The sequence below is a fragment of the Streptomyces sp. HUAS MG56 genome, from assembly GCF_058673395.1.
The window spans coordinates 1,373,220-1,398,227 of the sequence record NZ_CM178722.1; the positions used below are offsets into that span (position 1 = coordinate 1,373,220).

The 25,008-nt window shown below is 71.1% G+C and carries 26 protein-coding genes and 2 pseudogenes; 14 read left to right on the forward strand and 14 right to left on the reverse strand.

The features are described 5' to 3' along the window. Positions 1-47: 47 nt before the first annotated feature. Positions 48-710 carry a DUF998 domain-containing protein gene (locus AC4OXY_RS06830; protein ID WP_356031174.1) on the reverse strand — a complete coding sequence of 221 codons (663 nt, stop codon included), beginning with the start codon at positions 708-710 and terminating at the stop codon, positions 48-50. Between the two features lie 155 nt (positions 711-865). On the opposite strand from AC4OXY_RS06830, the gene AC4OXY_RS06835 reads away from it, so the two are divergent. Further along, a complete protein-coding gene (locus AC4OXY_RS06835) occupies positions 866-1,789 on the forward strand; it encodes an NAD-dependent protein deacetylase (RefSeq protein ID WP_356031175.1) in 924 nt (307 codons plus the stop codon). A gap of 177 nt (positions 1,790-1,966) precedes the next feature. Here the strand turns inward: AC4OXY_RS06835 and AC4OXY_RS06840 are convergent, their stop codons facing one another. Continuing rightward, entirely contained in the window at positions 1,967-2,575 is a 609-nt protein-coding gene (locus AC4OXY_RS06840; RefSeq protein ID WP_402068079.1) for a TetR/AcrR family transcriptional regulator, read from the reverse strand. A gap of 93 nt (positions 2,576-2,668) precedes the next feature. Between AC4OXY_RS06840 and AC4OXY_RS06845 the strand changes: the two genes are divergently transcribed. Further along, complete coding sequence (locus AC4OXY_RS06845) at positions 2,669-3,097, forward strand: nuclear transport factor 2 family protein (protein WP_491993438.1); 429 nt, start codon at positions 2,669-2,671, stop codon at positions 3,095-3,097. Continuing rightward, the gene (locus tag AC4OXY_RS06850; RefSeq protein ID WP_491993439.1) at positions 3,094-3,933 is read left to right on the forward strand and encodes an NmrA family NAD(P)-binding protein; all 840 of its coding nucleotides are present in this window, start codon (positions 3,094-3,096) and stop codon (positions 3,931-3,933) included. The genes AC4OXY_RS06845 and AC4OXY_RS06850 overlap by 4 nt, the downstream gene beginning before the upstream one ends. A gap of 60 nt (positions 3,934-3,993) precedes the next feature. Here AC4OXY_RS06850 and AC4OXY_RS06855 read toward each other — a convergent pair whose 3' ends face one another. Then, complete coding sequence (locus AC4OXY_RS06855; protein ID WP_356031181.1) at positions 3,994-4,842, reverse strand: LysR family transcriptional regulator; 849 nt, start codon at positions 4,840-4,842, stop codon at positions 3,994-3,996. Positions 4,843-4,948: 106 nt separating this feature from the next. Between AC4OXY_RS06855 and AC4OXY_RS06860 the strand changes: the two genes are divergently transcribed. Beyond that, the gene (locus AC4OXY_RS06860) at positions 4,949-5,674 is read left to right on the forward strand and encodes an SDR family oxidoreductase (RefSeq protein ID WP_356031183.1); all 726 of its coding nucleotides are present in this window, start codon (positions 4,949-4,951) and stop codon (positions 5,672-5,674) included. A gap of 434 nt (positions 5,675-6,108) precedes the next feature. Continuing rightward, positions 6,109-7,074 carry a DUF1152 domain-containing protein gene (locus AC4OXY_RS06865; protein WP_356031184.1) on the forward strand — a complete coding sequence of 322 codons (966 nt, stop codon included), beginning with the start codon at positions 6,109-6,111 and terminating at the stop codon, positions 7,072-7,074. A 27-nt stretch (positions 7,075-7,101) separates the two neighbouring features. Here AC4OXY_RS06865 and AC4OXY_RS06870 read toward each other — a convergent pair whose 3' ends face one another. The 3 genes from AC4OXY_RS06870 to AC4OXY_RS06880 form a co-directional block, all read right to left on the reverse strand. Continuing rightward, complete coding sequence (locus tag AC4OXY_RS06870) at positions 7,102-7,488, reverse strand: nuclear transport factor 2 family protein (protein WP_356031186.1); 387 nt, start codon at positions 7,486-7,488, stop codon at positions 7,102-7,104. Between the two features lie 136 nt (positions 7,489-7,624). Next, positions 7,625-8,332 carry a B3/B4 domain-containing protein gene (locus tag AC4OXY_RS06875; protein ID WP_356031188.1) on the reverse strand — a complete coding sequence of 236 codons (708 nt, stop codon included), beginning with the start codon at positions 8,330-8,332 and terminating at the stop codon, positions 7,625-7,627. Between the two features lie 444 nt (positions 8,333-8,776). Continuing rightward, positions 8,777-9,613: an EamA family transporter gene (locus AC4OXY_RS06880; RefSeq protein ID WP_491993440.1), complete on the reverse strand. Its 837-nt coding sequence runs from the start codon at positions 9,611-9,613 to the stop codon at positions 8,777-8,779. Positions 9,614-9,729: 116 nt separating this feature from the next. On the opposite strand from AC4OXY_RS06880, the gene AC4OXY_RS06885 reads away from it, so the two are divergent. After that, entirely contained in the window at positions 9,730-10,302 is a 573-nt protein-coding gene (locus AC4OXY_RS06885) for a helix-turn-helix domain-containing protein (RefSeq protein WP_402068091.1), read from the forward strand. Between the two features lie 66 nt (positions 10,303-10,368). Here the strand turns inward: AC4OXY_RS06885 and AC4OXY_RS06890 are convergent, their stop codons facing one another. Then, positions 10,369-11,262 (reverse strand): dihydrodipicolinate synthase family protein, encoded by an 894-nt coding sequence (locus tag AC4OXY_RS06890; protein WP_491993441.1) that lies wholly within the window; start codon positions 11,260-11,262, stop codon positions 10,369-10,371. Between the two features lie 27 nt (positions 11,263-11,289). Next, positions 11,290-12,615 (reverse strand): aminotransferase class I/II-fold pyridoxal phosphate-dependent enzyme, encoded by a 1,326-nt coding sequence (locus AC4OXY_RS06895; protein WP_491993442.1) that lies wholly within the window; start codon positions 12,613-12,615, stop codon positions 11,290-11,292. A gap of 343 nt (positions 12,616-12,958) precedes the next feature. On the opposite strand from AC4OXY_RS06895, the gene pstS reads away from it, so the two are divergent. Beyond that, positions 12,959-14,092 carry a phosphate ABC transporter substrate-binding protein PstS gene (gene pstS / locus AC4OXY_RS06900; RefSeq protein WP_356031195.1) on the forward strand — a complete coding sequence of 378 codons (1,134 nt, stop codon included), beginning with the start codon at positions 12,959-12,961 and terminating at the stop codon, positions 14,090-14,092. Between the two features lie 11 nt (positions 14,093-14,103). Here pstS and AC4OXY_RS06905 read toward each other — a convergent pair whose 3' ends face one another. Beyond that, positions 14,104-14,628, reverse strand: coding sequence for a hypothetical protein (locus tag AC4OXY_RS06905; RefSeq protein ID WP_356031196.1), 525 nt, complete (start codon positions 14,626-14,628; stop codon positions 14,104-14,106). Positions 14,629-14,858: 230 nt separating this feature from the next. Then, positions 14,859-15,002 (reverse strand): hypothetical protein, encoded by a 144-nt coding sequence (locus AC4OXY_RS06910; protein WP_491993443.1) that lies wholly within the window; start codon positions 15,000-15,002, stop codon positions 14,859-14,861. Positions 15,003-15,075: 73 nt separating this feature from the next. Between AC4OXY_RS06910 and AC4OXY_RS06915 the strand changes: the two genes are divergently transcribed. Continuing rightward, complete coding sequence (locus tag AC4OXY_RS06915; RefSeq protein WP_356031199.1) at positions 15,076-15,636, forward strand: GNAT family N-acetyltransferase; 561 nt, start codon at positions 15,076-15,078, stop codon at positions 15,634-15,636. A gap of 264 nt (positions 15,637-15,900) precedes the next feature. Continuing rightward, positions 15,901-16,083, forward strand: coding sequence for a hypothetical protein (locus tag AC4OXY_RS06920; RefSeq protein WP_402068100.1), 183 nt, complete (start codon positions 15,901-15,903; stop codon positions 16,081-16,083). Positions 16,084-16,136: 53 nt separating this feature from the next. On the opposite strand, the gene AC4OXY_RS06925 is transcribed toward AC4OXY_RS06920, so the two are convergent. Further along, positions 16,137-17,042 carry a polysaccharide deacetylase family protein gene (locus AC4OXY_RS06925; RefSeq protein WP_491993444.1) on the reverse strand — a complete coding sequence of 302 codons (906 nt, stop codon included), beginning with the start codon at positions 17,040-17,042 and terminating at the stop codon, positions 16,137-16,139. Positions 17,043-17,237: 195 nt separating this feature from the next. Here AC4OXY_RS06925 and AC4OXY_RS06930 point away from each other — a divergent pair, with 195 nt between their 5' ends. Continuing rightward, the gene (locus tag AC4OXY_RS06930) at positions 17,238-18,932 is read left to right on the forward strand and encodes a hypothetical protein (protein ID WP_491993445.1); all 1,695 of its coding nucleotides are present in this window, start codon (positions 17,238-17,240) and stop codon (positions 18,930-18,932) included. A 94-nt stretch (positions 18,933-19,026) separates the two neighbouring features. Here AC4OXY_RS06930 and AC4OXY_RS06935 read toward each other — a convergent pair whose 3' ends face one another. After that, positions 19,027-19,644 carry a TetR/AcrR family transcriptional regulator gene (locus tag AC4OXY_RS06935; RefSeq protein WP_491993446.1) on the reverse strand — a complete coding sequence of 206 codons (618 nt, stop codon included), beginning with the start codon at positions 19,642-19,644 and terminating at the stop codon, positions 19,027-19,029. A 66-nt stretch (positions 19,645-19,710) separates the two neighbouring features. Between AC4OXY_RS06935 and AC4OXY_RS06940 the strand changes: the two genes are divergently transcribed. Both AC4OXY_RS06940 and AC4OXY_RS06945 read left to right on the forward strand, forming a co-directional pair. Continuing rightward, positions 19,711-21,039, forward strand: a complete 1,329-nt coding sequence (locus AC4OXY_RS06940; RefSeq protein WP_356031205.1) for an alpha/beta fold hydrolase — start codon at positions 19,711-19,713, stop codon at positions 21,037-21,039. A gap of 163 nt (positions 21,040-21,202) precedes the next feature. Further along, positions 21,203-22,234, forward strand: coding sequence for a medium chain dehydrogenase/reductase family protein (locus tag AC4OXY_RS06945; protein ID WP_362822297.1), 1,032 nt, complete (start codon positions 21,203-21,205; stop codon positions 22,232-22,234). Positions 22,235-22,718: 484 nt separating this feature from the next. Here the strand turns inward: AC4OXY_RS06945 and AC4OXY_RS06950 are convergent, their stop codons facing one another. After that, complete coding sequence (locus tag AC4OXY_RS06950) at positions 22,719-23,396, reverse strand: LysM peptidoglycan-binding domain-containing protein (protein ID WP_356031208.1); 678 nt, start codon at positions 23,394-23,396, stop codon at positions 22,719-22,721. Positions 23,397-23,734: 338 nt separating this feature from the next. Further along, complete coding sequence (locus tag AC4OXY_RS06955; RefSeq protein WP_491994801.1) at positions 23,735-24,193, reverse strand: type 1 periplasmic-binding domain-containing protein; 459 nt, start codon at positions 24,191-24,193, stop codon at positions 23,735-23,737. Between AC4OXY_RS06955 and AC4OXY_RS06960 the strand changes: the two are divergent. Continuing rightward, positions 24,165-24,398 (forward strand): annotated as a pseudogene (locus AC4OXY_RS06960) (hypothetical protein); the annotation flags it as partial. The gene AC4OXY_RS06955 and the pseudogene AC4OXY_RS06960 sit on opposite strands and share 29 nt — an antisense overlap. Continuing rightward, positions 24,349-24,786, forward strand: a pseudogene (locus tag AC4OXY_RS06965) (hypothetical protein); the annotation flags it as partial. The pseudogenes AC4OXY_RS06960 and AC4OXY_RS06965, both read left to right, overlap by 50 nt. Positions 24,787-25,008 lie beyond the last annotated feature (222 nt).

A 25,008-nucleotide genomic window follows, 5' to 3' on the forward strand; every position in this document is an offset into this window, starting at 1 on the left:
CCGTTCGACGGCTCAGCGCATGTCAACGCACGCTGGACCAGCGGCCGTCAGGCCCGCACCGGGTCATGGTGCGGCTCCGTGCGAGTCGCCCGGTGGAGCAGGCCGCGGACACCGATGAACAGCGCCCACGCCAGGAGGGGAAACGCCGCGGCCCGCTCCATGCCTCCCATGCCGAGTCCGAGGTAGCGGTGGGAGAGGAAGAGCCCGAACGACGTGATCGCCGTCGCTCCCAGCAGACTGGTCGCCCAGCGCAGCGGCCCCGGCGCTTCATCCGCCAGGCCGACGCCCGTCAGCACAAGGCCGATGTTGCCCGCGGCCATGATGAGCAGCGCACCGAGGACATGCTGGTTCTCGTGGACGTCCGCAGGCGCCAGCCCGGCCACCGCGAACCCCACTCCGGCGCAGGCCACCAGAGACCGGCCCACCCTCGCGGTCGCGCCTCTGCCCCACACGGTCCCGGCGCAGACGGCACCGACGACCAGGAGCGTCCCCAGAGCCACGAACGAGGCGTTCATCACGCCGTGTTCGGGCGAGCAGACATAGCGTGGTTCTGGTGCCGACTGCAGCGCGCAGTGAACGTTGCCCAAGTCGCTGATGTTGTTCCGCGCCCAACTGTACGGCCTGCTCCAGGCCGACTCGACGATCACGTGGGCCACGAAGAACTGCGCTACACCCGCGACCCACGCGACGTATCCGATCCGAGCCTTCAACTCTCCGCCCTTCTCACACGGTTCACGTGCGAACAGCGGATCATGCACGGCCGGCCTCGGACACTCCGGCAGGCCCCCGGGCACGAGGTGGGGCAGACCCGCCCCGCGGCCACGGTACGAGCGGAGGACGGCTGCCGGTTTCGTACCCTGGCGGTATGCGCATGCGCCCTACTCTGAGCTGGACCCCCACCGAGGACCTGCCGCCGGGCACCACGGATCTGAAGCCGGTCGCCGATGTGCTGCGCACGGGCGGTGTGCTGGTGCTCAGCGGTGCGGGCATCTCCACCGAGTCGGGCATCCCCGATTACCGGGGCGAGGGCGGGAGCCTGAGCCGGCACACCCCGATGACGTACCAGGAATTCACCACCAGCGGCCGGGCGCGGCGCCGTTACTGGGCGCGCAGCCACCTCGGCTGGCGCACCTTCGGTCGCGCCCGTCCCAACGCCGGGCACCGGGCCGTGGCCGCGTTCGGGCGCCACGGCCTGCTCGCGGGTGTGATCACCCAGAACGTCGACGGCCTGCACCAGGCCGCCGGCACCGACGGCGTCGTGGAACTCCACGGAGGTCTGGACCGGGTCGTCTGCCTTTCCTGCGGCGCCCTCAGCCCGCGCCACGAACTCGCCAGGCGGCTGGAGGAGGCCAACGCGGGCTTCGAGCCGGTGGCCGCCGGGATCAACCCGGACGGCGACGCCGACCTCAGCGACGAACAGGTCGGGGACTTCCGTGTCCTGCCCTGTTCGGTGTGCGGCGGCATCCTCAAGCCGGACGTGGTGTTCTTCGGCGAGGCCGTTCCGCCGCAGCGGGTGGAGCACTGCCGTGCGCTGGTCCGTGCGGCGACCTCGCTGCTGGTCCTGGGCTCCTCACTGACGGTGATGTCCGGACTCCGGTTCGTCCGCCAGGCGGCCCAGGCCGGGAAACCGGTCCTGATCGTCAACCGGGACCCGACCCGGGGCGACGGGCACGCCCTCACCCGGGTCGCACTTCCGCTGGGCGACGCCCTCACCACCGTGGCCGGCCGACTGGGCATCCCCGTCGACGGCGGCCCGACGGCAGAACCGGTGACGCCCTCAGCGCCGTAAAGCGCTGTTCACCGCTCGGCGGAGCGGCACACTGAGTTCTTCGGCCTGGTCGATGTCGGACACTTGGGAGGCGCGCTGGGGTTACGCGTTCTTCCCGCGGACGGGGCTCGAAGGGGTGCGTTCCGTCGGGCATGATCCGGACGGCTGACTTCGGAAGCCGACCCGTCCTGGGCGTTGTCAGTGTTCGGCGGCCGGCCCTTGTCCGGAGCCGGTGTTGAGGACGGAGGCGGTGAACTTCGCCAATTTCTCTCGCAGTTCCTCGCGGGGCGTGCCCTTGCCGTCGGTCAGGTATGCGACGAGGTCGGCGCGGGTGGCGGCGAGCAGGGCATGGGCGGTGAAGTCGCTGTCGGCCAGGCCCGGAATGCGGTCCAGCGTGTCCCGGAGCAGCGCGTGCCAGCCCTCGTAGTGCGCGGTGGCGTAGGGGTTGTCCGCGCCGGTCTGCTCCAGGGCGAGTGCGAGGTGACGGTTGTCCAGTTTCAGACACAGGACGGCGTCGAGCAGGGCCGGGACGCGCTCCAGTGGCGGGGCGGCGGGGCCCAAGGGCGGCGGGCCGTCCGCGACGGCGTTCATGATCGGTTCGAGTCGCGCTTCGTAGAGCGCGCGGATCAGCCCGGTGCGATCACCGAAGGCACGGAAGAGGGTGGCCTTGCCGACCCCGGCCGCCGCCGCGATGTCGGCCATGGTGACGCCGTCGGGGCTCTGGCACTGGGCGAAGAGCGTGTCGGCGGCGGTGAAGACGGCCGCACGGTTGCGCAGGGCGTCCTTGCGCGGTCGGCGCTCGGTCACGTGGTTCCTCCTTTGCGATCCGGACCCGTGGTCCGTATCGTAGCGTCCACCAAACCGGACCGCGGGTCCGGATCGTATGGGACGGAGGCACCCATGCCCACGCACCGCTCGCCGGAACAGCTGTACCGTCACAGCCTGCGGCTGCTCCTCGACAAGGACATTGACGCCTGGACCGCCCTGTGGGCCGAGGACGGCGTGATGGGGTTCCCCTTCGCGCCGCCGGGCTGGCCTCGACGGCTGGAGGGCCGGGAGGCGATCGCCGCCTACATGAGCGGCTACCCCGACCACATCGACCTGCACGACTTCCCCGACCTGCGGATCCACCGGACCACCGACGTGCGGACCGTCGTGGCCGAGATGCGCGGCCTGGGCCTTCTGGTCGAGACAGGGGCGCCGTTCGACATGACCTACATCGCCGTGGTGACCGTCCGCGAGGGACAGTTCACCTCCTACCGGGACTACTGGAACCCCCTCGCCGTCCAGCAGCCCGGCCTGGACTTCGCCGGGAACGGTGCGCGATGAGCCACACCCTGGTCATCGGGGCCACGGGCACCACCGGCCGGCGCACGACCGCCGCCCTGGCCGCCGCCGGCCACCTCGTCAGGGCGGGGAGCCGACGGGCCACCCGGCTCCCGGGCACGGAGCCGGTCCGCTTCGACTGGTACGACCCCGCCACCTTCGGTCCCGCCCTCGCGGAGACCGACCGCGTCTACCTCGTCCCGCCCCCGGGCGACCCGGACCCGGCCGCGGTCATGCTGCCCTTCCTCCGCGAGGCTCGGGCCGCCGGTCTGCGACGTGCGGTACTGCTCAGTTCGTCGGCCATCCCCGAGGGGGGACCGGGAGTGGGAGCCGTGCACCGCCGTCTGCCCGACCTGTTCGACGAGTGGGCGGTGCTGCGGCCCTCCTGGTTCATGCAGAACTTCACCGGCACGCACGCCCACGCCCGCAGCATCCGCGAGGACGGCGTCATCCGGACCGCGGCCGGTACCGGACGGATCGGATTCGTCGACGCCGACGACATCGCCGCCGTGGCCGTACACGCCCTGACCGACGACCGCGCGCTCCATGCCGACCTCGTCCTGACCGGCCCGCAGACCCTCGGCCACGACGACATCGCCGCCATCCTCACCGAGGTCAGCGGCCGCCGCGTGGCGCACCGGCATCTGACGTACGAGCAGTTGCGCGACCGCCTCGCCGCGCAGATGCCGCTGGAGTTCGCCACGATGCTGGCCGGCATGGACCGCGCCATCGCCCAGGGAGCCGAGGACCGGATCACCGACACCGTCCAGCGCCTCACCGGACGCCCGCCGAACAGCTTCCGCGAGGTGGCGCAGCGGGAACTGGGGCGCCACGGCTGAATCACGTCGGCGACGCGGCATCCGGCCGGCGGGTGCGTGAGGGGAGGTGCGGGCGGGCGTTCAGTGACGTGTCGCAGCCCGGACGAGGCCCGCGACGGCTCGGGAGCGGCTGTGGGGCGGCCACGCGATCACCGTCGTGACCGCCGGCGCGTCCAGCACCGGCACGGCGGCGAGATCCTCGCTCAGCTGCGCCCGGCACGACTCCGGCGCGATCCAGCAGGCGCGGCCGAGCGCGATCAGCTGGAGCAGTTGCGCATGGTCGCGGGCCCGCGGCCCCGGGCCCTCGGGGTACGCGCCGTCGGGGCCCGGCCAGCGCGGCAGCGGCAGGTCGGACAGCGCGGTGACCTCGGCCATCCGTACATGGGTCCGGCCGGTGAGGGGATGCCCGGCCGGCAGGACCACGACCTGCCCCTCCGTACGCAGTTCCTCGATGTCGAAGCCGGCTGCGGTGTCGAACGGCAGGTGCAGCAGGGCCACGTCGGCCCGGCCGTCGCGCAGCAGTCGTTCCTGCTCGCCGATCCCGCACAGGAGCAGGTCCACGGTGACCGCATCGGGTTCGGCGGCGTAGGCGTCGAGCAGTTTCGCCAGCAGTTCGCTGGAGGCGCCGGCCTTCGTGGCGAGGACCACGCCGGGCCGGCCGGTCGCGGCGAGGGCGGCGCGGCGGGTACGACGCTCGGCGGCCTCGACCGCGTCCAGCGCCGCCCGGGCCTCCCGCAGGAGCACCGACCCGGCCTCGGTCAGGGTGACCGTGCGGCTGGTGCGTTCCAGCAGCGACGCCCCCAGACGCCGTTCGAGCTGATGGATCGCCCGCGACAGCGGAGGCTGCGCGATGCCGAGCCGCTGCGCGGCCCTCCCGAAGTGCAACTCCTCGGCGACGGCGACGAAGTACCGCAGCTCCCGTGTCTCCACACCGCGATGCTACCCGGCCCCCGACCGGGGTCGATACCCGTCAGGTATCGCTGCCCACCCATTCGGTGTTGGCCGGATCCGGCGAGGCCCGGAGAGGATCGGCCGTATGAACGAACAGACGATCGCGCTGGTCACCGGCGCGAACAAGGGAATCGGCTACGAGATCGCGGCCGGTCTGGGCGCCCTCGGCTGGAGCGTCGGAGTCGGCGCCCGGGACGAGGAGCGGCGCGAGGCCGCCGTGGCGAAGCTGCTGGCGGCCGGCGTCGACGCCTTCGGCGTACCGCTCGACGTGACCGACGACGCGAGCGTGGCAGCCGCCGCCGGGCTGATCGAGGACCGCGCCGGACGCCTCGACGTGCTGGTCAACAACGCCGGGATCACGGGAAACGCGCCACAGACGCCCACCACGGTCGACCCCTCGACGGTGCTGGCGGCCGTGCAGACCAACGTGATCGGAGTCATCCGCGTCACCAACGCGATGCTGCCGTTGCTGCGCCGCTCGCCGTCGCCGCGCATCGTGAACATGTCCAGCAGCGTCGGCTCCCTCACCCGCCAGACCACTCCCGGCGCCGAAACAGGTCCGATCTCCGTCGCTTACGCGCCGTCGAAGACCTTCCTCAACGCCGTCACCGTCCAGTACGCCAAGGAACTGAAGGACACGAACATCCTGATCAACGCCGCCTGTCCCGGCTTCTGCGCGACCGACCTCAACGGTTTCCGCGGTGTGCGCACCCCGGAACAGGGCGCGGCGGTCGCGATCCGGCTCGCGGCCCTGCCCGCCGACGGTCCGACCGGCGGGTTCTTCGAGGACGCGGGGGAAGTGCCCTGGTGACGAGGTGACCGTACGCCGCACCGGCGAGCGCGGCACTCCGCCGGTGAGCAGTGGCGTGCCCGAGCCCAGTACGAGGGGCGCCAGGTGCAGGGTGCCTGCGCTGGCGCGTCTGGGGCGTTCAGTCCTGTGCGGGCGGCGGAGGCCGTCGACGATGACGGAGGCGGCCCTGGACGGTGTCGTGACCGGCCCGGCTCGTGCCGGGCGCGTTCCTGCCCTGATGTGCCGTTGCGCCGCAGGGGGAGCCGCGGTGGACGGTGAGACGAGGCACCTGGGCCTCGTCGGCGATCCGCTGCATGCCCGCCGCTTGGTTTCGCGGCGTCGGCCACTCCCTGCGAGCGGAGACCGGGTTCCGGCTCGTCCCAAGTCCGGCACCGGAGCCGCTCGTTGACCGGACCGCTGTCCGGGTGGCGCACCGGCCTTGTTAGGTTCTGCTGATGTTCTCGTTGCGTGAGCCCGCCTTCTTCACCCGCCTGCGCGCGGCGCGCCGGGTCCTCGTCGCCGGTGCGGGCGGGGGCTTCGACGTCTACGCCGGACTGCCCCTGGCCCTCGCCCTGCGTTCGGCCGGGGCGGAGGTCCACCTGGCCAGCCTGTCCTTCTCCGACCTGTACGGCCTGGACCTCGACTCCTGGGTCGCACAGGACGTCGCCGCCGTGCGCCCGGACACCCCGCTGCGCGGCGACTACTTCCCCGAGCGCTCGCTCGCCCGCTGGCTGCGCACGCGCGAACTGCCCGACACCGTCTACGCCTTTCCCCTCACGGGCGTCCAGCCGTTGCGTGCCGCCTACCGGGCACTGCTGGACCACCTCGGCGGGGTGGACGCAGTCGTGCTGGTGGACGGCGGCACCGACATCCTGATGCGGGGGGACGAACACGGGCTCGGCACACCGGAGGAGGACATGGCCAGCCTCGCGGCGGTCGCCGGGCTGGACGAGGTCGCGCACCGGCTCGTGGCGTGCGTGGGCTTCGGAGTGGACGCCTACCACGGTGTCAACCATGCCCTCGTGCTGGAGAACCTGGCCCGCCTGGACCGCTCGGGCGGCTACCTGGGCGCGTTCTCACTGCCCCGCGAAAGCCTTGAGGGCGCCGCCTATCTCGACGCGGTCGCCCACGCCCAGGACTGCCATGCCAGTCATCCCAGCATCGTGCACGGATCCGTCGCCGCAGCCGTACGGGGAGAGTTCGGCGACGTACGGTTCACCGAACGCACCCGCGGCAGCGAACTGTTCGTCAACCCGCTCATGGGGCTGTACTTCTGCGTCGACCTGCCCGCCCTGGCACACGCGAACCTCTACCTCGACCGCCTGGAACACACGGTCCTGATGCGCCAGATCAGCACCGCCATCTCCGACTTCCGCGAGGAACTGCCCCGCCAGCGACCCCCTCGCGCCTTCCCGCACTGACCGTGCGGGCAACCCGGCAGCGTGCCGTCATTCCTCCAGCGCGCGGGCGATGGGCAGGGTGTCGTTGGTCTGCTGAAGCCGCACGATCAAGCCGTCCCGCAGCGTGAAGAAATGGGCGAACCGCGAGGTGACGTCCCGTCCGCCGTGTGTGACGCCGACGTAGCGGCCGAGTGTGATGACGCGGTCGCCGGCCTCGTGGAACTCGTCGGCGACGGCCCGGAAGCTGGAGAACAGGGACAAGAAGCCGAAGAAGTCGTCGACGATGCTGTCCAGCCCGTCGTACACACCGCCGTTCGGGAACCCCTCCACCACGTCCCACTGCGCGTCGGGCGCGACCAGCGACCTGATCACCGCGAGGTCCCCCTTGGCGTCGTAGAAGCGGCGGACGACATCGATCTGCGGCGAGTCGGGCATGGCCTGACCTCTCTCCCTCTCCCTGACGGGTCCAGGACGACGAACACCGGGCGCATCAATCCTTCCCCCTTGAATCCGCATCCCACTCAGTGAGGCGTGCCGAGCGTGGAGTGCGGCACGGCACGGCGCCACGGAATCAGGCCGTCGCCTGGGGCTGTTGCGGGCTGAGGTAGTGCACGGCCGTCTGCCGGGCGTGCGGGGCGAGGAGGCCCTGGAGTTCGTCGGCCGCGACCTTGAGGAGGTCGCCGTCCCGGTCGGCGTGGAGGGTCTCCAGGACGAAGGCGACGCGGGTGGAGTCCTCGGTGACGCGGGTGCGGTGGGCGTCGCGGTGGTTCCAGTGCCGGGTCAGGACGATCTCGCTGTCCGCGTAGACGATCTCGCCCGGCTTCGGGGTCTCGACGGTGTCGGGCTCGCCGAGCGGGGTGAAGGACTCGGTGCCGTCGGCGTGGCGGATGTCGACGGCACCGGTGACGTGGTCGAGGTCGAAGGCGCCGCAGGGCAGGCCGTGGCGCACGGAGACGGCGTTGTAGGAGTCGACGGCCGGGTTGATGCGCGGCAGACCGCCCTTCTTCGCCATGCGGCGGCCGAGCGCGTCGACGCTGGGCCGGATGCGGCGCGGGTTGGTGCCGAAGGCTCGGTAGGCGGTGTGCCAGGCCTCGATCCGGGGGTCGGCCTCGTCGGCGGGGGTCCAACTGCCGTCGGCGAGCTGCTGTTCCAGCTCCTCCAGGGCGGTGACGGTGTGCGGCCAGGGCTCACGGCCGCGCAGGCCGGTGGCGGTGACCACCGCGATGAGGGTGCCGGGGAAGGCGTCGGCGACGGCGGGGGCGATGCGGAAGACGGTCATGGGCGGGTTCCGATTCGTGTGTGGGGTGGGTGGCCGGGCGGGGGCAGGGCTTCCAGGGGCCGACGCGGTCCAGGCTGCACGATCGCGCCGACGCAGCGTTGTCGGCCCACGGTGGCCGCGTCGAGGGCCGCGGTCCCGCGCTGTGGGGCGGTCGGCGACGGCAGTGCGGTGCTCGGCCGGCCGGTGGTCGTCATACGTGAACTTGGCGCGTACGTCGGCGATTTCGGAGCGTGGGCCGCACAATGCCGGAGCGCGGCCGGTCGTACGAAGGCTGGTCCACGGCGCAGCAGGTCCGCCTCGGCCTCGCCGGGCTGGGTGCGTCATGGTCGTCGGCGATCCAGGTGGGCCATTCGGCCTCGCCGAGACCGGGACCGGCGTCACAGCTCTCGATGAACATTCCGGTCGCCTTCCGTGGGGACGGCTACGGGGGCGGACGTACAGGGGTCAGGCGAGGGCCAGCAGACTGACCGCGGCGAACGCGGTGCCCAGACCGACCAGTTGGCCGCGGTGGATGCGTTCGGCGAGGACGCCGCGGGCGAGCAGGACCGTTCCTGCCGGGTAGAGGGCGGTGATCACGGCGACGACGGTGAGGTCACCGCTGCGGGCGGCGAGCAGGAAGAGCAGGTTCGCCATGGAGTCCAGCACACCCGCCGCGGCCGACATCCCGTACGCGGGCCGCTCGTCGCCGAGCCTGCGGCGCAGCGCACCGGCAGCGGCCAGGGTGACGGCCGAGGAGACCGCGCGGCCCATGATCAGCGGCGCCACCCCGCTGTCGGCGGGTGCCTGGTGCAGGCAGATCAGCTGGAGCGCGATGGCCGCGCCCGCGCCGAAGGCCAGCAGCAGCGCCGTGCGCGAGGGACGCACCGGGCCCGTGCCGTGTCCGGCGCTGACCAGCACCACCGCGACCAGCGCGAGCGGCAGACCCACCAGTCTGGCGGTGCTCAGGTGCTCGCCCTGGAGCAGACCGACGCCCACGGGCAGTGCGGCGGAGACCAGCGCGGTGACGGGCGAGAGCACGTTCATCGGGCCGATCGCCAGGGTGCGGTAGAGCAGGACGAACGCGGCCGCCGAGGCGACCCCGGACGCCGCACCCCAGCCGAGGGCCGCGCCGCTGAACGAGGCGCCGAGCACCGGCCACAGCAGCAGCTCCACGGCGAGGCTGGCCGGCGCCGCGACCATCACGGTGCGCAGCACATGGGCCTTTCGGGCCCCCAGGCCGCCCAGGAAATCGGCGCATCCGTAGGCGAGAGAGCTGCCCAGGGCCAGCAGCAGAGCGATCACAGCACATCCCTTACTATCAATGGAACGGCTACACGGTACAACGAATCGACCGACGCGTGTCAACAAAACGACCGTGTAGTCCATCACTCCGACCAGCGTACGAGGATGGTGATCAGGTGGCCGAGACAGGCGCCGCTCTGCGGACGGTCGCACACAACGTCCGGACGGCCCGGGTCCGCGCGGGCCTGTCCCTGGAGGAACTCGGCCGGCGCGCCCAGGTCAGCAAGGGCGCCCTGGTCGCCCTGGAGAAGGCACAGGGCAACCCCAACCTGGCCACCCTGGTCCGGCTCGCCGACACCCTCGGCATCTCGGTGTCCGCCCTCATGCAGGGGCCGCACGAGGGCAGGGTCCGGATCGCGGCCGTCGACGACGTGGCCCCGCTGTGGACCGGCGAACTGGGCGGCGAGGCCCGGCTCATGCTGACGACCTCGGGCCCGGCCCCGGTCGAGGTGTGGCGCTGGCGGCTGGAGCCGGGCGAGGAGTATCCGAGCCATCCCCACCAGGCCGGGGTCGTGGAGACGATCAGTGTCACCTCAGGCGTGATGACCCTGGTCGTCGACGGCAGCGAGCACATCCTGGAGGCCGGCCGGACTGCCACGTTCGACGGCGACACCGCGCACACCTACCGCGGCTCGGGCACCGAGACCTGCCACCTGATCATGACGGTCCACCTGCCACCGGCCCCGTGATGGCATTCCGGTCGTGATGTGCCGACGAGATGTGCCGACGATTCGTGGTGCGCGCGGGGTGCCCGCTCAGGCGGTGAGCCCGAGGGTGTTCAGCACGGTGACCACGTCGTGCCGCACGCTCTCGTCCAGGCCGCGCAAGGGGCGCGGCAGGTTCGGTTCCCCCGTCAGCCCGAGGTGGGACGCGGCGGCGGACATGACGCGCAGGCTGCCGTGGCGGCGGAACAGCGCCCACAGCGGCTCAAGTGCGTCGGACAGGTCCGTCGCGCGTGACGCGTCACCGCTCCGGGCGGCACGGGTGAGGGCGAGGGCAGTCTGCGGGAACGTGCCGCCGATGACCGAGTACCAGGCGTCGCACCCGGCGTTGAGACCGAGCGCGGCCAGCCAGTCGCCGCTCACGCCGATGGTGACCGTGTCCGGGATCAGCGCCCGCAGGGCGTCCACACGGGCCCTCGCCTGTGCCGGGTCCCCGGGCACGCCGGGGATCTTGATCGATCCCACGTTCGGCAACTGCGCGATCCGGCCGTGCAGTTCGTCGCTGAAGTGCACATGTGTGGTGCCGGGATTGTCGTACACGCACAAGGGCACCGACAGCTCGCGGGTGACATCCTCGAACAGACCGAACACCTCGTCCTCGGTGAGCGGCTGGTACGTCATCGGGGCGAGCAGCACGGCGGAGACCCCGGCCTGCTGAGCGTCCTCGGCCAGCGCGAGCACGTGTGAGGTGCGCAGCGCGCCGATCCCGGCCAGGACAGGGACCCCGTCGGCGGCCTCGACCGCGATCCGCACGGCGTGAGCGCGCTGCTCCCGGGTGAGGTAGGCGTAGCCGCCGGTGGAGCCGAGCGCGCCGATGGAGTCGACTCCGGCGGCAGCGAGGCGGGCGACGAGCGCGGCGTACGCCGTGCCGTCGATGCCGTCCTCACGGGTGGGCGTGAGGGGGAAGGCGCTGAGGCCCTGGAACATGGTGACTCCTTCGGAGGGGAGGGCCGGTCACGGTTGCCGGTTCGCCGCGCGCAAGTCGGCGACGACCGCGGCGAGTTCGGCGGCGAACGCCTCGGCCTGCGACTCGGTGACGGTGGAGCTGGTGACCCGGATCGCCTCCGGGTGGGCGGACGGTTCACGGACGAAGAGGCCGCCGGGTCGTACGGCCCAGCCCCGCTGCGCCAGGGCCTGGACCGCTGACCGGCTGTCGACGTCGAGCTCGACCCATACGTTCAGCCCGTCGGGCCGGCAGGGCACCTCGACACCGTGAGCGCGCAGCCGCCGGACGAGCAGACCACTGCGGTGCGCGTAGGCTTCGCGGGCCCGTTCGTGCAGTTCATGGACGCCGGGGTCGAGCAGCAGCGCGTGGGCGATGTGCTGCAGGAGGTGGCTGACCCATGTGGTCCCGGCGCTCAACCGCGCCTCCAGGCGCAGGGCGCTCTCCGTGTCGGCGGCGACGAGGGCGAGCCGCAGGTCCGGGCCGAGGAACTTGGACACGGACCGCACCAGAGCCCAACGCGCGGTACTCGGGGGCGTGATCCGCTGGTACGGCCGCGCGGAGACAGCCGAGAAGTGGTCGTCCTCGATCACCAGGACCTGGGGGTGGTCCGCGAGGATCGCGCGCAGGTCGGCCGCCCGTTCCTCGGTGAGGCTCGCACCGGTCGGATTGTGGGCGCGCGGCGTGCAGACGACCGCTCGGGCACCGTCCTCAAGGGCGGCCCGCAAGGCGTCGGGACGCATGCCCGCGCCGTCGACCCGGACCGGGGCCGGCCGGTAGCCGTTCAGCCGCAGCGTGCCGATGCTCGCCAGGAAGCAGGGGTCCTCGATCGCCACCAGGTCGCCGCGGGTGAGATGGGCGTTCAGGAGCCGCTCGGTGGCGTCGACCGCTCCGTGCGTCACCAGTGTCCGGAACGGCTGCTCGATATCTTCGGCGAAGTCGTTGGAGGCCCACTCGGCCAGGTCCGGGTCGACGGCGGGCATGCCGTACAGGGGCCGGCGGTAGCGGCCGCCACGGGCCGCGGCCAGGATGTCCGGCAGCAGTTCGGGATCGGGGTTGCCGCTTGCCAGGTCGACGGAGTCGCCGTCGGCCCCGACGCCCTCGCGGGCCAGCTGCGGCACCTCGGCGATCACCGTGCCGCCACGGCCCCGGGTCTCCGCCACCCCGGCTTCGACGAGCCGCCGGTATGCCAGGGCGACCGTGTTCCGGTTCACTCCCAGCTCGGCGGCGAGCACCCGCACCGGCGGCAGCACCGCCCGTGGCGCCAGCTCGCCGGACGCGACCTGATCCCGCACACTGCCGGCGATCTCCGCCGCGGTCGTACCGCTGACCAGCACGTGATCACCTCCGCGGGCACCCTAACATTTTGTCCTATGCCAAACTATGCGCTACCGCGAGAGAGGCGATCCACCGGACCCAGAGCGGGCCGACAACACACTTCCCGGCGCTCTCCCGATGCGGCGCGACCAGACGATCGCAGGGCTGACTGATCATCTCCTCACCCTGCAAGAGCAAGATGCCCAACCCACCCCGCAAGCACCGCATGCATCACTAAAAGTAGTGATGTGATTGCATATAGTGAGTACAGCTGTCGCTACCCATGCAGGCCACAGGGATCACGCGGCGCCACACCCCCGTACCGGGCCGACCCCGGCGGTCCGCAAGAAGGAGAGCCGAAGAGTGCTTCAGCCAAAGAGCGGGCCGCGCAGCCCGGCGGTCGGAGCGGCGGTGGTCTGCGGTGCCCTGTTGCTGACGGCGTGCGGCTCCACCGGCAGTTCCCGGCCCGCCAGTACACCGTCCGCGGCGCCCTCGCCCGCCCCCACCGGGATCGCCTGCGGCAGGGCGGCCGCGGTGCCGGCTTCCGGCTCGACCGCGCAGGAGTTCGCGATGAAGTTCTGGATCGAGAACTACATGCGGGCGTGTCCCGGTACCAAGATCACCTATGTAGGGAACGGCTCCGGTGCCGGTCAGACCGATTTCCTGAAGGGCAGAACCGCCTTCGCGGGTTCCGACTCCGCGCTGAGCGCCGCACAGGTCGACCAGTCCAGGAGTGTGTGCTCCGGCGGCGGTCAGGCAGTGCACCTGCCGATGGTCGGCGGCCCGATCGCGATCGGCTTCAACCTGCCAGGCGTCAGCAAACTGGTCCTGGACGCACCCACCCTGGCCAAGGTCTTCGACTCGCGGATCACGAAGTGGAACGATCCGGCGATCGCGAAGCTCAACCCCGGCACCACACTGCCCTCGACACCGATCCGGACATCGCACCGTTCCGATTCGTCCGGTACGACGGACAACTTCACCTCCTACCTCAGCGCCGCCGCCCCGGGGGCCTGGCCGCACGGGCACGACAAGGTGTGGATGGCCAAGGGCGGCCAGTCCGCGAAGGGTTCCTCGGGCCTCGCCGAACAGGTGAAGAACACCACCGGTGGGATCGGCTACGTCGAGCTGTCGCATGCCCTGGCCCATGGCGTTCCCACGGTCTCGATCGCCACCGGAGCCCCGGCCCCGGTCGACGCCAGCGTTCTCACGGCGTCCAAGGCGATCGCCGGCTCCAGCGTCGCGGGCCCCGGCGACGACCTCGTACTGAAGCTGGACTATGGGACCAAGGCCGCCGGCGCCTATCCGATCGACATGGTCACGTACGAGATCGTCTGCGACAAGGGCAACAAGGCGGCGACGTGGTCCGCCACCAAGGCGTTCCTGACGTACGTCTCCGGTAGGAGGGGCCAGGAGGACTTGAGCTTCCAGGGCTACGCGACGCTCCCGGCCACGATCGTGGAAAAGGTCCGCAGCAGGATCAGCACCCTGTCCTAGCCCGCGGGCCTTCAGGGCTCGGTGCTCCAGCGCCGCGCAATTACCTTCAGGCGTTCGAGTTCACGCCGGGCTGCTCTCGGGTGGGCGAGGTCGAGAGCCATCCTGGCGCGGGCCGTGATGTAGAGGATGTCCTGACGGGTGCCGCAGTCGAGCCCGGGGAGGGACTGGAGTCGGCGGGCCGTGACCGAGAGGGAGATCGCGATGATCCCGAGAGCGTCGCGCACGGGCGGGGGAAGGGCTTCACGCAGCTCGTCCTTGGCGTAGTCACGCGCCTGCTCGTCCGCCTCCCGGGGACGGGGCAATGCGGGAGCCCAGGGAAGGCGTGCTTCCCGGGCCTCGTCGTACAGGTCCGTCACCGCGGCACGCGCGGACACGAGATCGCCTTCGGCGGCCGCCGCACGAGCCCGTTCCCACGTGGAGCGCAGTCGGGCACGGACCTGGGGATCCTCGCCGGTGTCGGCGTCCAGATAGCCGGACCACACGTCGAACGCCTTGCTCAACTCGGCATCGAGCATGACCTGGTACGCGTCCGGCACTCCGCCGCCCCTCCCATCGACCCCGCCCCGCCCCGGGCGTCCGCGGACACGATAGGACGCACGCCGGACACACCGCCCGTGAATTACCGGGTGGAGCGCGCGGGAGCCCCCGTGTCGACGCGCGGCAAGGGTGAAGGGGTCGAGCAGGCGGATCAGGTGAGGGGCCGGATCCCGCGGCCTGGGACGGCCCCTTGCCCCGGCCCCTCTGCTCGGTCACGTCGTCTCACGGCTCAGGCGGAGGCCGCCGTCGGCTGCTCCGAGGCGGGCTGAGCGGTGGTGCCGTCCGCCTCGATGGCCGCGAGATCGCTGCCGCGGGCTTCGCGGGCGGCGAGGACGGCGATCACGGTGATGAGGGCGGCCAGGCCGATGTACACCGAGATCGGGATGGAGGTGCCGCAGGAGCCGAGCAGAGGGAGCGACGTGACATCGCGGTACTAGAGTGCCGAGGTGATCATTCCTCCTGAAGTACTGCCGGGCGGCGCGGTGTTGCGGCTTGTTTCCGTCAGCGACGCGGAAGCGCTGCACGCCGCGTATGTGGCGAACCGGGAGTATCTGGCTCCTTGGGAACCTCGCCGTCCGGACAGCTTCTTCACCGTCGCGGGGCAGGCCGAGCGCACGGCCGAGCGTCTGAGTGAGTTCACGGAACGCCGCCTCGTGCCCTGGGTGTTGGAGAGCGACGGCACGATCGTCGGCACGGTCACCCTCACGAGCCTGGTCTTCGGGCCCTTCCGCAGCGCGTCCCTGGGGTACTGGGTGGCCGCCGACCGCCAGGGCCGGGGACTGGCCGGCGCGGCGGTGGCGAGCGTCTGCCACACGGCCCGCGACGTCATCGGCCTGCACCGCATCGAGGCCACCACGCTCCTCGACAACGTCCCCTCGCAACGGGTGCTGGCGAAGAACGGTTTCGAGCCGATCGGCATGGCTCCACGCTATCTGCACATCAACGGCGAGTGGCGGGACCACCGTCTGTTCCAACGGATTCTGCACGAGGGCCAGTTGTCGGGCTGACCGCCGCCGGGGCGCCTTGAACGGGACAGGTCGAGGGGGCCTCGGATCAGCCCGGGGCTGCTCGGAATGGTTTGCGCACGCGGTTCGCAACTGGACAGACGTGGCGCCGAGCCCTGCTCACTCGCGCCCGCCGCTCCCGACGCACCGGGGCATCGCCCACAGCAGCAGGGCGGCGCAACTGAACGCCGCCCCCACGGCGGACACCCCTGGCCATCCCGTCGTCGCGTACTCACGGACAAGGGGCAGGCGCTCTTCCCCGCCACCGTGGCACTGCGCCCGTGGGGCGAGACGCACTGCTTCGACTCCGTGGAGGCTCACTCGCGACTCCTCGACCGGCGGAACGGACGCCCGCTGAGCCCCTGGGAGATCCACTCCGGCGACGGGCGCCTCGTCGGCCCGGACGAGACCGTCGTCGAAAAGCTCACCGCCACGAACGGCGGTGGCTGACCCGGTCTGCGCCCGGCCCACGCCGGACGCCTACGAACTGGGGGAACCAGGGCTCATCCGGCCGGTGGCTGGATGTAGTCCTCCAGGCGTGCCACTGCGAATCCCTGCTCCTGGATGCGCCTGAGCAGGTTGGTGAACATCTGCGTCATCGTGGCCCCCTTGAGTTCACTGGGCCCGCGGAAGTGCGCGAGGATGATGTCACCGGCGCGCAGCTTCTTGCGTGCGTCCTGGTACTGCATGTTGCGGATCTGCATGGATTCCCGCCACCACACGATCGCGCGGGGTCCGCACTCCCCCACCGCGATCCTGGTGTTCTCGTTGTACGCGCCGTAGGGCGGGCGGAACAGCAGTGGCGCGGTGCCGTACTCCTTGGTGAGGATCTTCTGGTCGCCGCACACCTCTTCCTTCTGGCGCGCCAGAGGGACGGTGCTCATGACCGGATGGTGCAGGGTGTGGTTCTGGATGTGGTTGCCCAGCGCCTGAAGCGGTTTGAAGTACGCGTAGTCCGACTTGATGGCGTCGTTCATCAGGAACATCGTGATCGGGATGTTCAGGTCCCGCATCATCTCGATGAACTTGGGGTCCTTTTCCTGACCGTCGTCGACCGTGATGAACACGACCTTCTGCGTGGTCGGTATATGCGTGAGGACCGGAACGGTTCCGGTGGCGGCGAGTTTCACCGGCTTGTCGGCCGGGGGCGGCGGCGCGGCCGGCAGCGGATTCAGGCCCCACCTGTGCCACGCGGCCGCGGTGTCGGCAGCTCCGGACGCGTTGCCGGGGGCGCCCGTTGGCCTGCCGCTTTCCGAGGGGAGCGGCGCATGACCGGATCCGCCGCCGCTCGTGCTGCAACCGCCGGCCGCCAGGACGGCCGCGGCTGTTCCCGCGAGCGTCCACGTCACCGGCCTGTACCGCTTTCCCCGGCCCATCATTCGCTTCACCGTGTCGACCTCAGCTGACATTCGATCATGATCTGTTGAGACGATAGACCGGCAAACCAAAGAAGCGATCAATAGTCAGGTGTGAATTCACTACATGGCACCGGGTCGTGAGTCAGGGCTGCTGGGCCCCGGGGTTCGGCATAGGGTCGTCTCCCCTGGTCACCGTCGCACCCTCCCCGCGACCGGGACGGTGGCCGTCAGCCTTGAGGAGTTCGTATGCGCTACTACGACCTCGGCAGCCACGGCCGGCGCGTGACGACGTCGTCCCCCGAGGCACAGACGTGGTTCGACCGCGGGCTGAACTGGACGTATGCCTTCAATCACGAAGAGGCCGTCCGCTGTTTCGAGGCCGCCGTCGCGGCGGATCCCGACTGTGCCATGGCCGAGTGGGGTTTGGCCTACGCGCTCGGCCCCAACTACAACAAACCCTGGGAGTTCTTCGACGCACAGGACCTGGGACGGACGGTGGAGCGTGCGCATGCCGCGGTGCGGCGCGCACAGGCGAAGGCCGTCGGCGCCAAGCCGGTCGAGCGAGCCCTCATCGGTGCGCTGAGTGCCCGCTATCCACAGGCCCAGGCCCCGGACGTCGAGGACTGTTCCGTGTGGAACACGGGCTACGCCGACAGCATGCGGGCCGTCCATCAGATGGCGGCCGACGACCTCGACGTGGCCACCCTGTACGCCGACGCCCTGATGAACCTCACGCCCTGGCGGCTGTGGGACATCCGCACGGGCACGCCGGCCCCGGGGTCGCGCACCGTCGAGGCCAGGGCCGTACTGGAGCGGGCGATCGCCACGGAGGCGGGCACCCGGCACCCGGGCCTCCTTCATCTCTACATCCATCTGATGGAGATGTCCCCGACGCCCGAAGCGGCCCTGCCGGTGGGCGACCGGCTGCGCGGTCTGGTGCCGGACGCGGGCCATCTCCAGCACATGCCCTCGCACCTGGAAGTGCTCTGCGGCGACTATCGCCGGGTGATCTCCGACAACACCGAGGCGATCGCAGCCGACGAGAAGTTCCATGCCAGGGCCGGGGCGATGAACTTCTACACCCTGTACCGCTGCCACAACTACCACTTCAAGATCTACGGCGCGATGTTCCTCGGCCGCTTCCAGGACGCGCTCGAAACGGCGGACCGGCTTGAAGCGGCCGTGCCCGAGGAACTGCTGCGCGTGGACAGCCCACCGATGGCGGACTGGTTGGAGGGCTTCCTCGCGATGCGGGTGCACGTGCTCATCCGCTTCGGGCGCTGGGACGACATCCTGGCCCTGCCGATGCCCGCCGACGCGCGCTTGTACTGCGTGACCACGGCGATGCTGCGGTACGCACGCGGTGTCGCGCTCTCCGCGTCGAACCGGACCGACGACGCCGACGCGGAACGTGAGCTCTTCCGCGAGGCCGCCGCCCGGGTCCCGGAGACCCGGATGCTGTTCAACAACACCTGCGCGGACATCCTGGCGATCGCCGCGCACATGCTGGACGGGGAGCTGGACTACCGCAAGGGGCGCCACGAGGCCGCGTTCGCCGCCCTGCGCCGGTCGATCGAGCTGGACGACGGCCTTCCGTACGACGAGCCGTGGGGGTGGATGCAGCCCACCCGGCACGCATACGGCGCGCTGCTCCTCGAACAGGGCCTGGTGGCGGAGGCCGAAGCCGTCTACCGGGCCGATCTCGGACTCGACGACACCCTGCCACGCGCACAGCAACACCCGGGCAACGTCTGGGCGTTGCACGGCCTCCACGAGTGCCTCGTGCGGCTCGGCAGGGCGGGCGAGGCCCAGATCGTGGCGCAGCAGCTGAAGATCGCCGCCGCGATGGCGGACGTACCGATCGAAGCGTCCTGCTTCTGCCGTACGGAGTCCGTCGCCGGTGCCGCGCCTCAAGAAGGGTGCTGTTCGCACGCGCGCTGAGCACTTCGCGGCGGATGAAACCTGCGTCGCCGTCGGCCATGGTTGCCGAGTCCGGGCAGGACAACAGGTCTAGGTACAGGACCGGGCATCCGCGTCAGGGCGCGGTGCCGGCGCGGCGAAGGCCGGTGGGTGCGGCGGGAGTTGCCCAGCCGCGCAGTACGGCGCCGATCGTCGACCCGAACGCGGTCTCGGCCGCGGTGTCGTCGAGGGCGCCGGCGAGTTCGAGGGTCACGACTCCGTGCAGGGCGACCCACAGCGACACGGCGATCAGTGTCGTGTCGCCCGCGAGGGTGTGGTCCGCCACGGCGCGGTCGATCGCCGCGACGAGCAGTCGTACGGGGTCGCGGTCGCCGACCCTGCCGGACGGGTCGAAGGACTGCGCACCGCCGAACAACACCGTGTACAGGTGGCGGTGCTCGCGTCCCCAGCGACGGTATGCGGCGGCCAGCTCGTGCAGGTCGTCGAGTGCGTCGTCGGAGGTCGGGGCCGTCGACAGGTCCTGGAACAGGCCGGCCACCGCCCGGTCGCGGACCTCGCCGACCAGCCCGTCCTTGCCGTCGAACAGCGTGTACACCGCCGCCGTCGACGTCCCGGCCGCGGTGGCCAGCGCGCGGACCGTGACCGACTCGCGGGGACGGGTGGCGAACATCTCGGTCGCGCATGCCACGAGCCGCTCTCTGACGGCGGCGTCGTTCGTTCTCGGCCTTCCCACGGGGAGCAGTGTACCCACCCTGATAACATCGTTTTGAAACGGTGTTTTGAAACCTGGGGGATTGCCGTGCCGTCGTCCGTCATACGTACCGTCCGCCTCGTCGGCCGCCTGCTGGCGGCTGCCGCCGCGGTCCTCGTGCTGGTCGCCGTCTTCCTGGCGTTGATCGTCGCCACCGACGGCGCGGGATCGGGGTTCGCCGCATGGTCCGCGACCCTCGGGATCGCGCTCGTCGCGGCGTTGCGGCGAGGCCGCCGCCGGACCTGGCGGGGGCGGCTCGTGCCGTTCCTGCCGGTGCTCGTCGCGGCCGCCCTGACGCTGTCGGTGTGCGTCCCGACCGTCCCCACGACGCGCCGCCACCCGCCCGCACTGCCGTTCGTGACCACCGAGCACTGGAGCCTGTCCACGGGCAGCCGGGTCGCCGTCTACCACTACCCGCCCACCGGCCACGGGCCCCGGCACCGCGTCCCGCTCGTCTATCTCAACGGCGGTCCGGTGCGCGGCATCTCGGTGCTCGACCACCACTTCCTCCAGCGCCTGGCGGGGCAGGGCTACGACGTGTACGCCTACGAGCAGGCCGGTGGCGGGCGGAGCGAGCCGCTGCCCATGGGCCAGTACTCGATCGACCGGTCCGTCCGCGATCTCGGGGCCTTCCTCGACCGGCTGGGCAGCAGCGATGTGCTGGGATTCTCCTCAGGCGCCGTCGTGCTCACCCGCGCGCTGGCCGACCCGGCCGTCGCCGCCCGCCTGCACCGGGCGATCATCGCCGAACCCGGCCCGATGGACGGTCCCACCACACGGATCGCGGGGCAGAAGGGCCGGCCGTCGGCGCGCGGCATCGCACCGCCCATGACCGGACCGCGCTCGACGCACGTCCCGCGCTACGCCGTCGCGTTCGGCCTCATGCGGCTCGGACTGCTCAGCCCGGACAACGGACTGGTGGGACAGGCCGAGGGCGACAACGCCCTCACCGCAGCCGACCTCGGCAGCGACACCGCGTCCGGCTACTGCGCCCGCGACGCGCACCGCATCCCGGTCGAGGACACCGCGCGGAACTTCTCCTTCAGCGCCGCCGCCAGCCTCCGTGTCCAGCAGACGGTCAAGGACTCCCCCTCCATCGCCCGGCAACTGAGGCGCTCCCGGACGCCCGCGATGCTGATGATCGCCGAGTGCTCCTCCCAGGTGCGCCAATGGGAGACCACCGTCCTCGCCGACGACCCCGCCGTGCGGCGCACCCAGTACATGCCCGGCGTCGGCCATCACATGTGGAACGGCCTGGGTGACAACGACGAACGAGCAGCAGCCGTCATCACCGCGTTCCTCCAGAACAAAGCCGCACCGCTGCCCGACTACCCGACCCGATCCGACATCCCGGCCTTCCTCCGTGCCCACAGGTGAGCGGGCGAAGCCTCTGCGGAGGCCTGCGCCGCCCCTGACGCCGACGCGGGCTCAGGCGGCGGGCGGCGTTGTTAGAAGGTATCACGGTTGCGATTGACCATCGCGAGTGGTCGTGTTAGAACTTCTAACGAACGCGACAGCCACTAGAGAAGGGAGGGTGGTCGTGAGCAACCACCCCTTCGTCGAAGTCGTTCTGCCGGGCATCGTGGACCCGGAAGGACTGCAAGTCCGCGGCGCCGCCGTCCCGGAGCCCGGCCCGGGACAGATCGTGATCGCCATGGAGGCGACCGGGGTCTCCTTCGCCGAGCAGCAGATGCGCCGCGGGCGGTACTACGACCAGCCCCCGTTCCCGTTCGTGCCCGGCTACGACCTGGTGGGCCGGGTGCTGTCGACCGGCCAGGGAGTCGACCCGGCCCTGGCCGGGCGCCGCGTGGCGGCGCTGGTCAAGGTCGGCGGCTGGGCCAGCCACGTGGTCGTCGAGGCGCAGGACGCGGTCGAGGTCCCCGACGGTCTGAGCGCGACCGAGGCCGAGACCGTCGTGGTCAACGGCATCACCGCCTGGCAGATGCTGCACGGCACGGCCCGTGTGCGCGCCGGGCAGACAGTCCTGGTGCACGGGGCCGGCGGCGGCGTGGGCCTGATCCTGGTCCAACTCGCCCGCGCAGCCGGTGTGAAGGTGATCGGCACCGCCTCCGCCCGGCACCACGACGCACTACGGGACCTCGGCGTCACCCCGGTCGACTACCGCACGGCGAACGTGCCGGCCCGGGTCCGTGAGCTGGCCCCCGGCGGAGTGGACGCCGTCTTCGATCACGTCGGCGGGCGCAGCGTCATCGACTCCTGGCACCTGCTCGCCCCCGGCGGCACCCTGGTCTCCTACGGCAGCGCCTCCACCCGTGACGACAGCGGCTCCAAGCAGTGGCCCGTCCTGAAGATCCTCGCCCGTACCTGGCTCTGGAACACCCTGCCCAACGGCCGCCGCGCCCACTTCTACAACATCTGGGCCGGCCAGAAGCTCCACAAGGATCGCTTCCGCGCCCGGCTGCATGCCGACCTCACCGAGGTCTTCTCCGCTCTGGGCCGCGGCGACATCACCGCCCCCATCGCCGCCCAACTGCCGCTCGCCAGGGCTGCCGAGGCCCTGCGCCTGGCGGAGTCCGGAACCGTCACCGGCAAGGTCGTCCTGACTCCCTGACCCACCCTCCCCAATCCCCCGTCCCCCGAACTCCGCCCACATCCCGTCATCCTGGGGACCGACACGATGACGCTCCGCCCGGCCCGCGTCGCAGCAACTCCGGTCTGCGTCATCGCCGTCGCCGACGCGCTCGGCCCCCCTCACCCCCATAGGCATCACCTTCCACAACCGCCACCAGATCACCGCTGACCGCCCCCAGCCGTGCGGAACTCCAAGGGAGGGAGAAGCCACGTGAGAAGGCGCCCGGAGTGAAGTGCACCGACCAGATCAACTACGCCCAGGACCCCCGCTCCAACGCCTCACCGCGGCCGGCCCCGACGGCGCGGCGCATGAACCCCCCTAAGGACCAGGGACTGTGCGAAGGTTCGGCCCGTCGCCACGTACGGGGACTGGTCGGTGCTTTGACGATGCAACTCGCGGTCACGGCGGGCAAGTGCCGCCGTGACCGCGAGCTTCGGGAGTTACTTGGAGCGGTAATTCCCTGTCAGTAGGGACCGTTGACGTTGTCGATGGAGCCGTAGCGGTGGAAGGCGTAGTTGCACGCGGCGGTGATGTTGGCGACGGGGTCGTAGATATTCGTCGAGGTGCCCGACACGTGGTAAGCGGTGAAGGTGGGCTGAATCACCTGGAGCAGGCCGATGGAGGGCGTACCGGCGGCTGCGTTGGAGTCCCAGAGGTTGATGGCGTTGGGGTTGCCGGAGGATTCCCGCATCACGTTGCGGTAGATCCCGTTGTAGCTACCGGGGATGCCGTTCTGGGCCATGATCGCCAGCGCGTGCTTGATCCAGCCGTCCAGGTTGTTGGTGTACGACTGGCTGCCGGGCGTCGTGGGGGACGGGGACGCGGCCTTCGTGGTGGTTGCCGGCTGAGCGGCGGGGGTCGATCCGGCGGGCAGGGTGAGGACCTGTCCCGGCTGGAGGGCGTAGGGGCTCGCGAGGTGGTTGGCCGTCGCGATGGCGAGCCAGCCGCCGGGCACGTGCTGGGCGCGGGCTATGGAGGCCAGGTGGTCGCCGGGCCGGACGGTGTAGGTCGTCGCAGCAGAGGCGGCGGGGGCGGCCTGGGCTGTGCCCAGGGCGGCGACGGAGATCATGGCGAGGGTGCCGACGGTGACGGCGATACGGCGGCGCGCCCGGGTGGGGCGCTTGCGGGCATGAAGGGGCATGGAGCGGTCCTCTTCCAGAATTTGCATGACCCGCAGTTGCCGGTTCCCTCGGCAAGCTGCACCACTTTTCGTCCAGTGGTGCACTGCGGCGCGCACATTGTTAGCCCGCCGGGAATAAATCGACAATTCCCTACTTTACTAAGCAACGTCGTTGTCCGGTCGGATTCGCGCGGCGCGCGGGCGCGGGAATTGGGGGATTTACGCGCCGTTTACAGCACTAAGACGCGTCGTAGGTGAATTGAGTCACCTGTATCGAGCGAAGCGCTCTAGCGGGCCAAACAATGACGTATCAAGCTTTATTTGCATATGGGTTCAAATGGGACATATGCCCGTGAATCTCAAAAGAAGGCGTCCGTGTCGGGCGCCGTACGCAGCACCGCGTCGGCGGCGCGGCGGCCCCATGCCTCGCTCCACTCGCCGAAGTGGACACGGCCGGTGGACAGCGCCAGGCCCGCCTGTTCGAGGTGCGCCACGGTGTGGCGGGCCCGGTCGCGGGCGGCCGCGTGGTGCTCGGGACCGGTGATGTGGGCGATGCGGGTGCGGCCGGTGGCCAGCCGGTGCTCCGCGGCCAGCTCGGCGCCGCCCTTGTCGTCCGTGACCACGGACATGTCGCCGGGGTCCGTGGACGGTGAGAGCGCGTGGACCACGGGGACCGTCTCCAGGCCCGTGATACCCGTCAGCGGCGGGCGCGGGTCGGTGCGGCGGCCGGCGACGATGATGCCGTCGACGCGGCGGTCCATGAGGTTGCGCAGGTGGTGCTGTTCGCGGATGGAGTCGCCTCGGGTGTCGCACAGCAGGACCGAGACCGGTACCTACACCGGCGACGGCATCACCCTCAGCTGCGCCACCGAGTACCCCTGGATCGGCGCCATCGTCCTCACCGTCGAGGAAACCCCGGACGACCGCCCCCGGACGCTGTCCCTGCGCATCCCCCACTGGCGCCGCGAGTTCCATGTGCGCTGCGGCACCGAATCGTACGACCGGACGGACGCCCCCGTCACCGACGGCTGGCTGCGCCTGCACCGCGTCCGGGCTCCCGGCGACCAGGTGGTCCTGGAACTCGTCCTCGATCCCCGCCTCACCGCTGCCGACCCGCGCATGGACGCCGTTACGCGGGTGCGTGGCCATCGAGCGCGGTCCCCTCGTCCACTGCCTGGAGCAGGCCGACCACCCCGGCGGCGGCCTGGACGACATCGTTCTCGACCCCACCCGCCCCCTCGCCGTCAAGCAGCGCCCCGACCTGCTCGGAGGCGTCACGACGATCACGGCCGCGGGCCGCCGACGCCATGTCCCGGACCCCGGCTGGCGGCCGTACACCCCGTACCTCTCTCCGGGCTCCTCCCCCGCCGAGACCACCGAGACCGCCGCGACCACTCAGCGCCCGGCCGAGGGCGACCTGATCGAACTGACGGCAGTGCCCTACCACGCCTGGGCCAACCGTGAGGACGGCAGCGGTGACGCCTCCGGCTCCCCGGGCGCCGGCCAGGTGGGTGCGCGGAGGAGCGGCCGGTTCCGGCCCGTACAAGAACGTCGACCAGAAGAGCGGCCTGCCCCTCGGCATCCAGAACATGGGCACCAGCCACGGCGGCACCGCCGCCAGTGGCCGCCTTCG

What these genes read in the sequence shown, in the direction of transcription:
- AC4OXY_RS06845 (WP_491993438.1), top strand. Translation starts at nt 2,669, where the DNA reads ATGCCCACGCACCGCTCGCCGGAACAGCTGTACCGTCACAGCCTGCGG.
- AC4OXY_RS06950 (WP_356031208.1), bottom strand. Translation starts at nt 23,396, where the DNA reads ATGCCCCTTCATGCCCGCAAGCGCCCCACCCGGGCGCGCCGCCGTATC.
- AC4OXY_RS06890 (WP_491993441.1), bottom strand. Translation starts at nt 11,262, where the DNA reads ATGTTCCAGGGCCTCAGCGCCTTCCCCCTCACGCCCACCCGTGAGGAC.
- AC4OXY_RS06875 (WP_356031188.1), bottom strand. Translation starts at nt 8,332, where the DNA reads ATGACCGTCTTCCGCATCGCCCCCGCCGTCGCCGACGCCTTCCCCGGC.
- AC4OXY_RS06930 (WP_491993445.1), top strand. Translation starts at nt 17,238, where the DNA reads ATGCGCTACTACGACCTCGGCAGCCACGGCCGGCGCGTGACGACGTCG.
- AC4OXY_RS06850 (WP_491993439.1), top strand. Translation starts at nt 3,094, where the DNA reads ATGAGCCACACCCTGGTCATCGGGGCCACGGGCACCACCGGCCGGCGC.
- AC4OXY_RS06870 (WP_356031186.1), bottom strand. Translation starts at nt 7,488, where the DNA reads ATGCCCGACTCGCCGCAGATCGATGTCGTCCGCCGCTTCTACGACGCC.
- AC4OXY_RS06865 (WP_356031184.1), top strand. Translation starts at nt 6,109, where the DNA reads ATGTTCTCGTTGCGTGAGCCCGCCTTCTTCACCCGCCTGCGCGCGGCG.
- AC4OXY_RS06860 (WP_356031183.1), top strand. Translation starts at nt 4,949, where the DNA reads ATGAACGAACAGACGATCGCGCTGGTCACCGGCGCGAACAAGGGAATC.
- AC4OXY_RS06835 (WP_356031175.1), top strand. Translation starts at nt 866, where the DNA reads ATGCGCATGCGCCCTACTCTGAGCTGGACCCCCACCGAGGACCTGCCG.
- AC4OXY_RS06925 (WP_491993444.1), bottom strand. Translation starts at nt 17,042, where the DNA reads ATGTCAGCTGAGGTCGACACGGTGAAGCGAATGATGGGCCGGGGAAAG.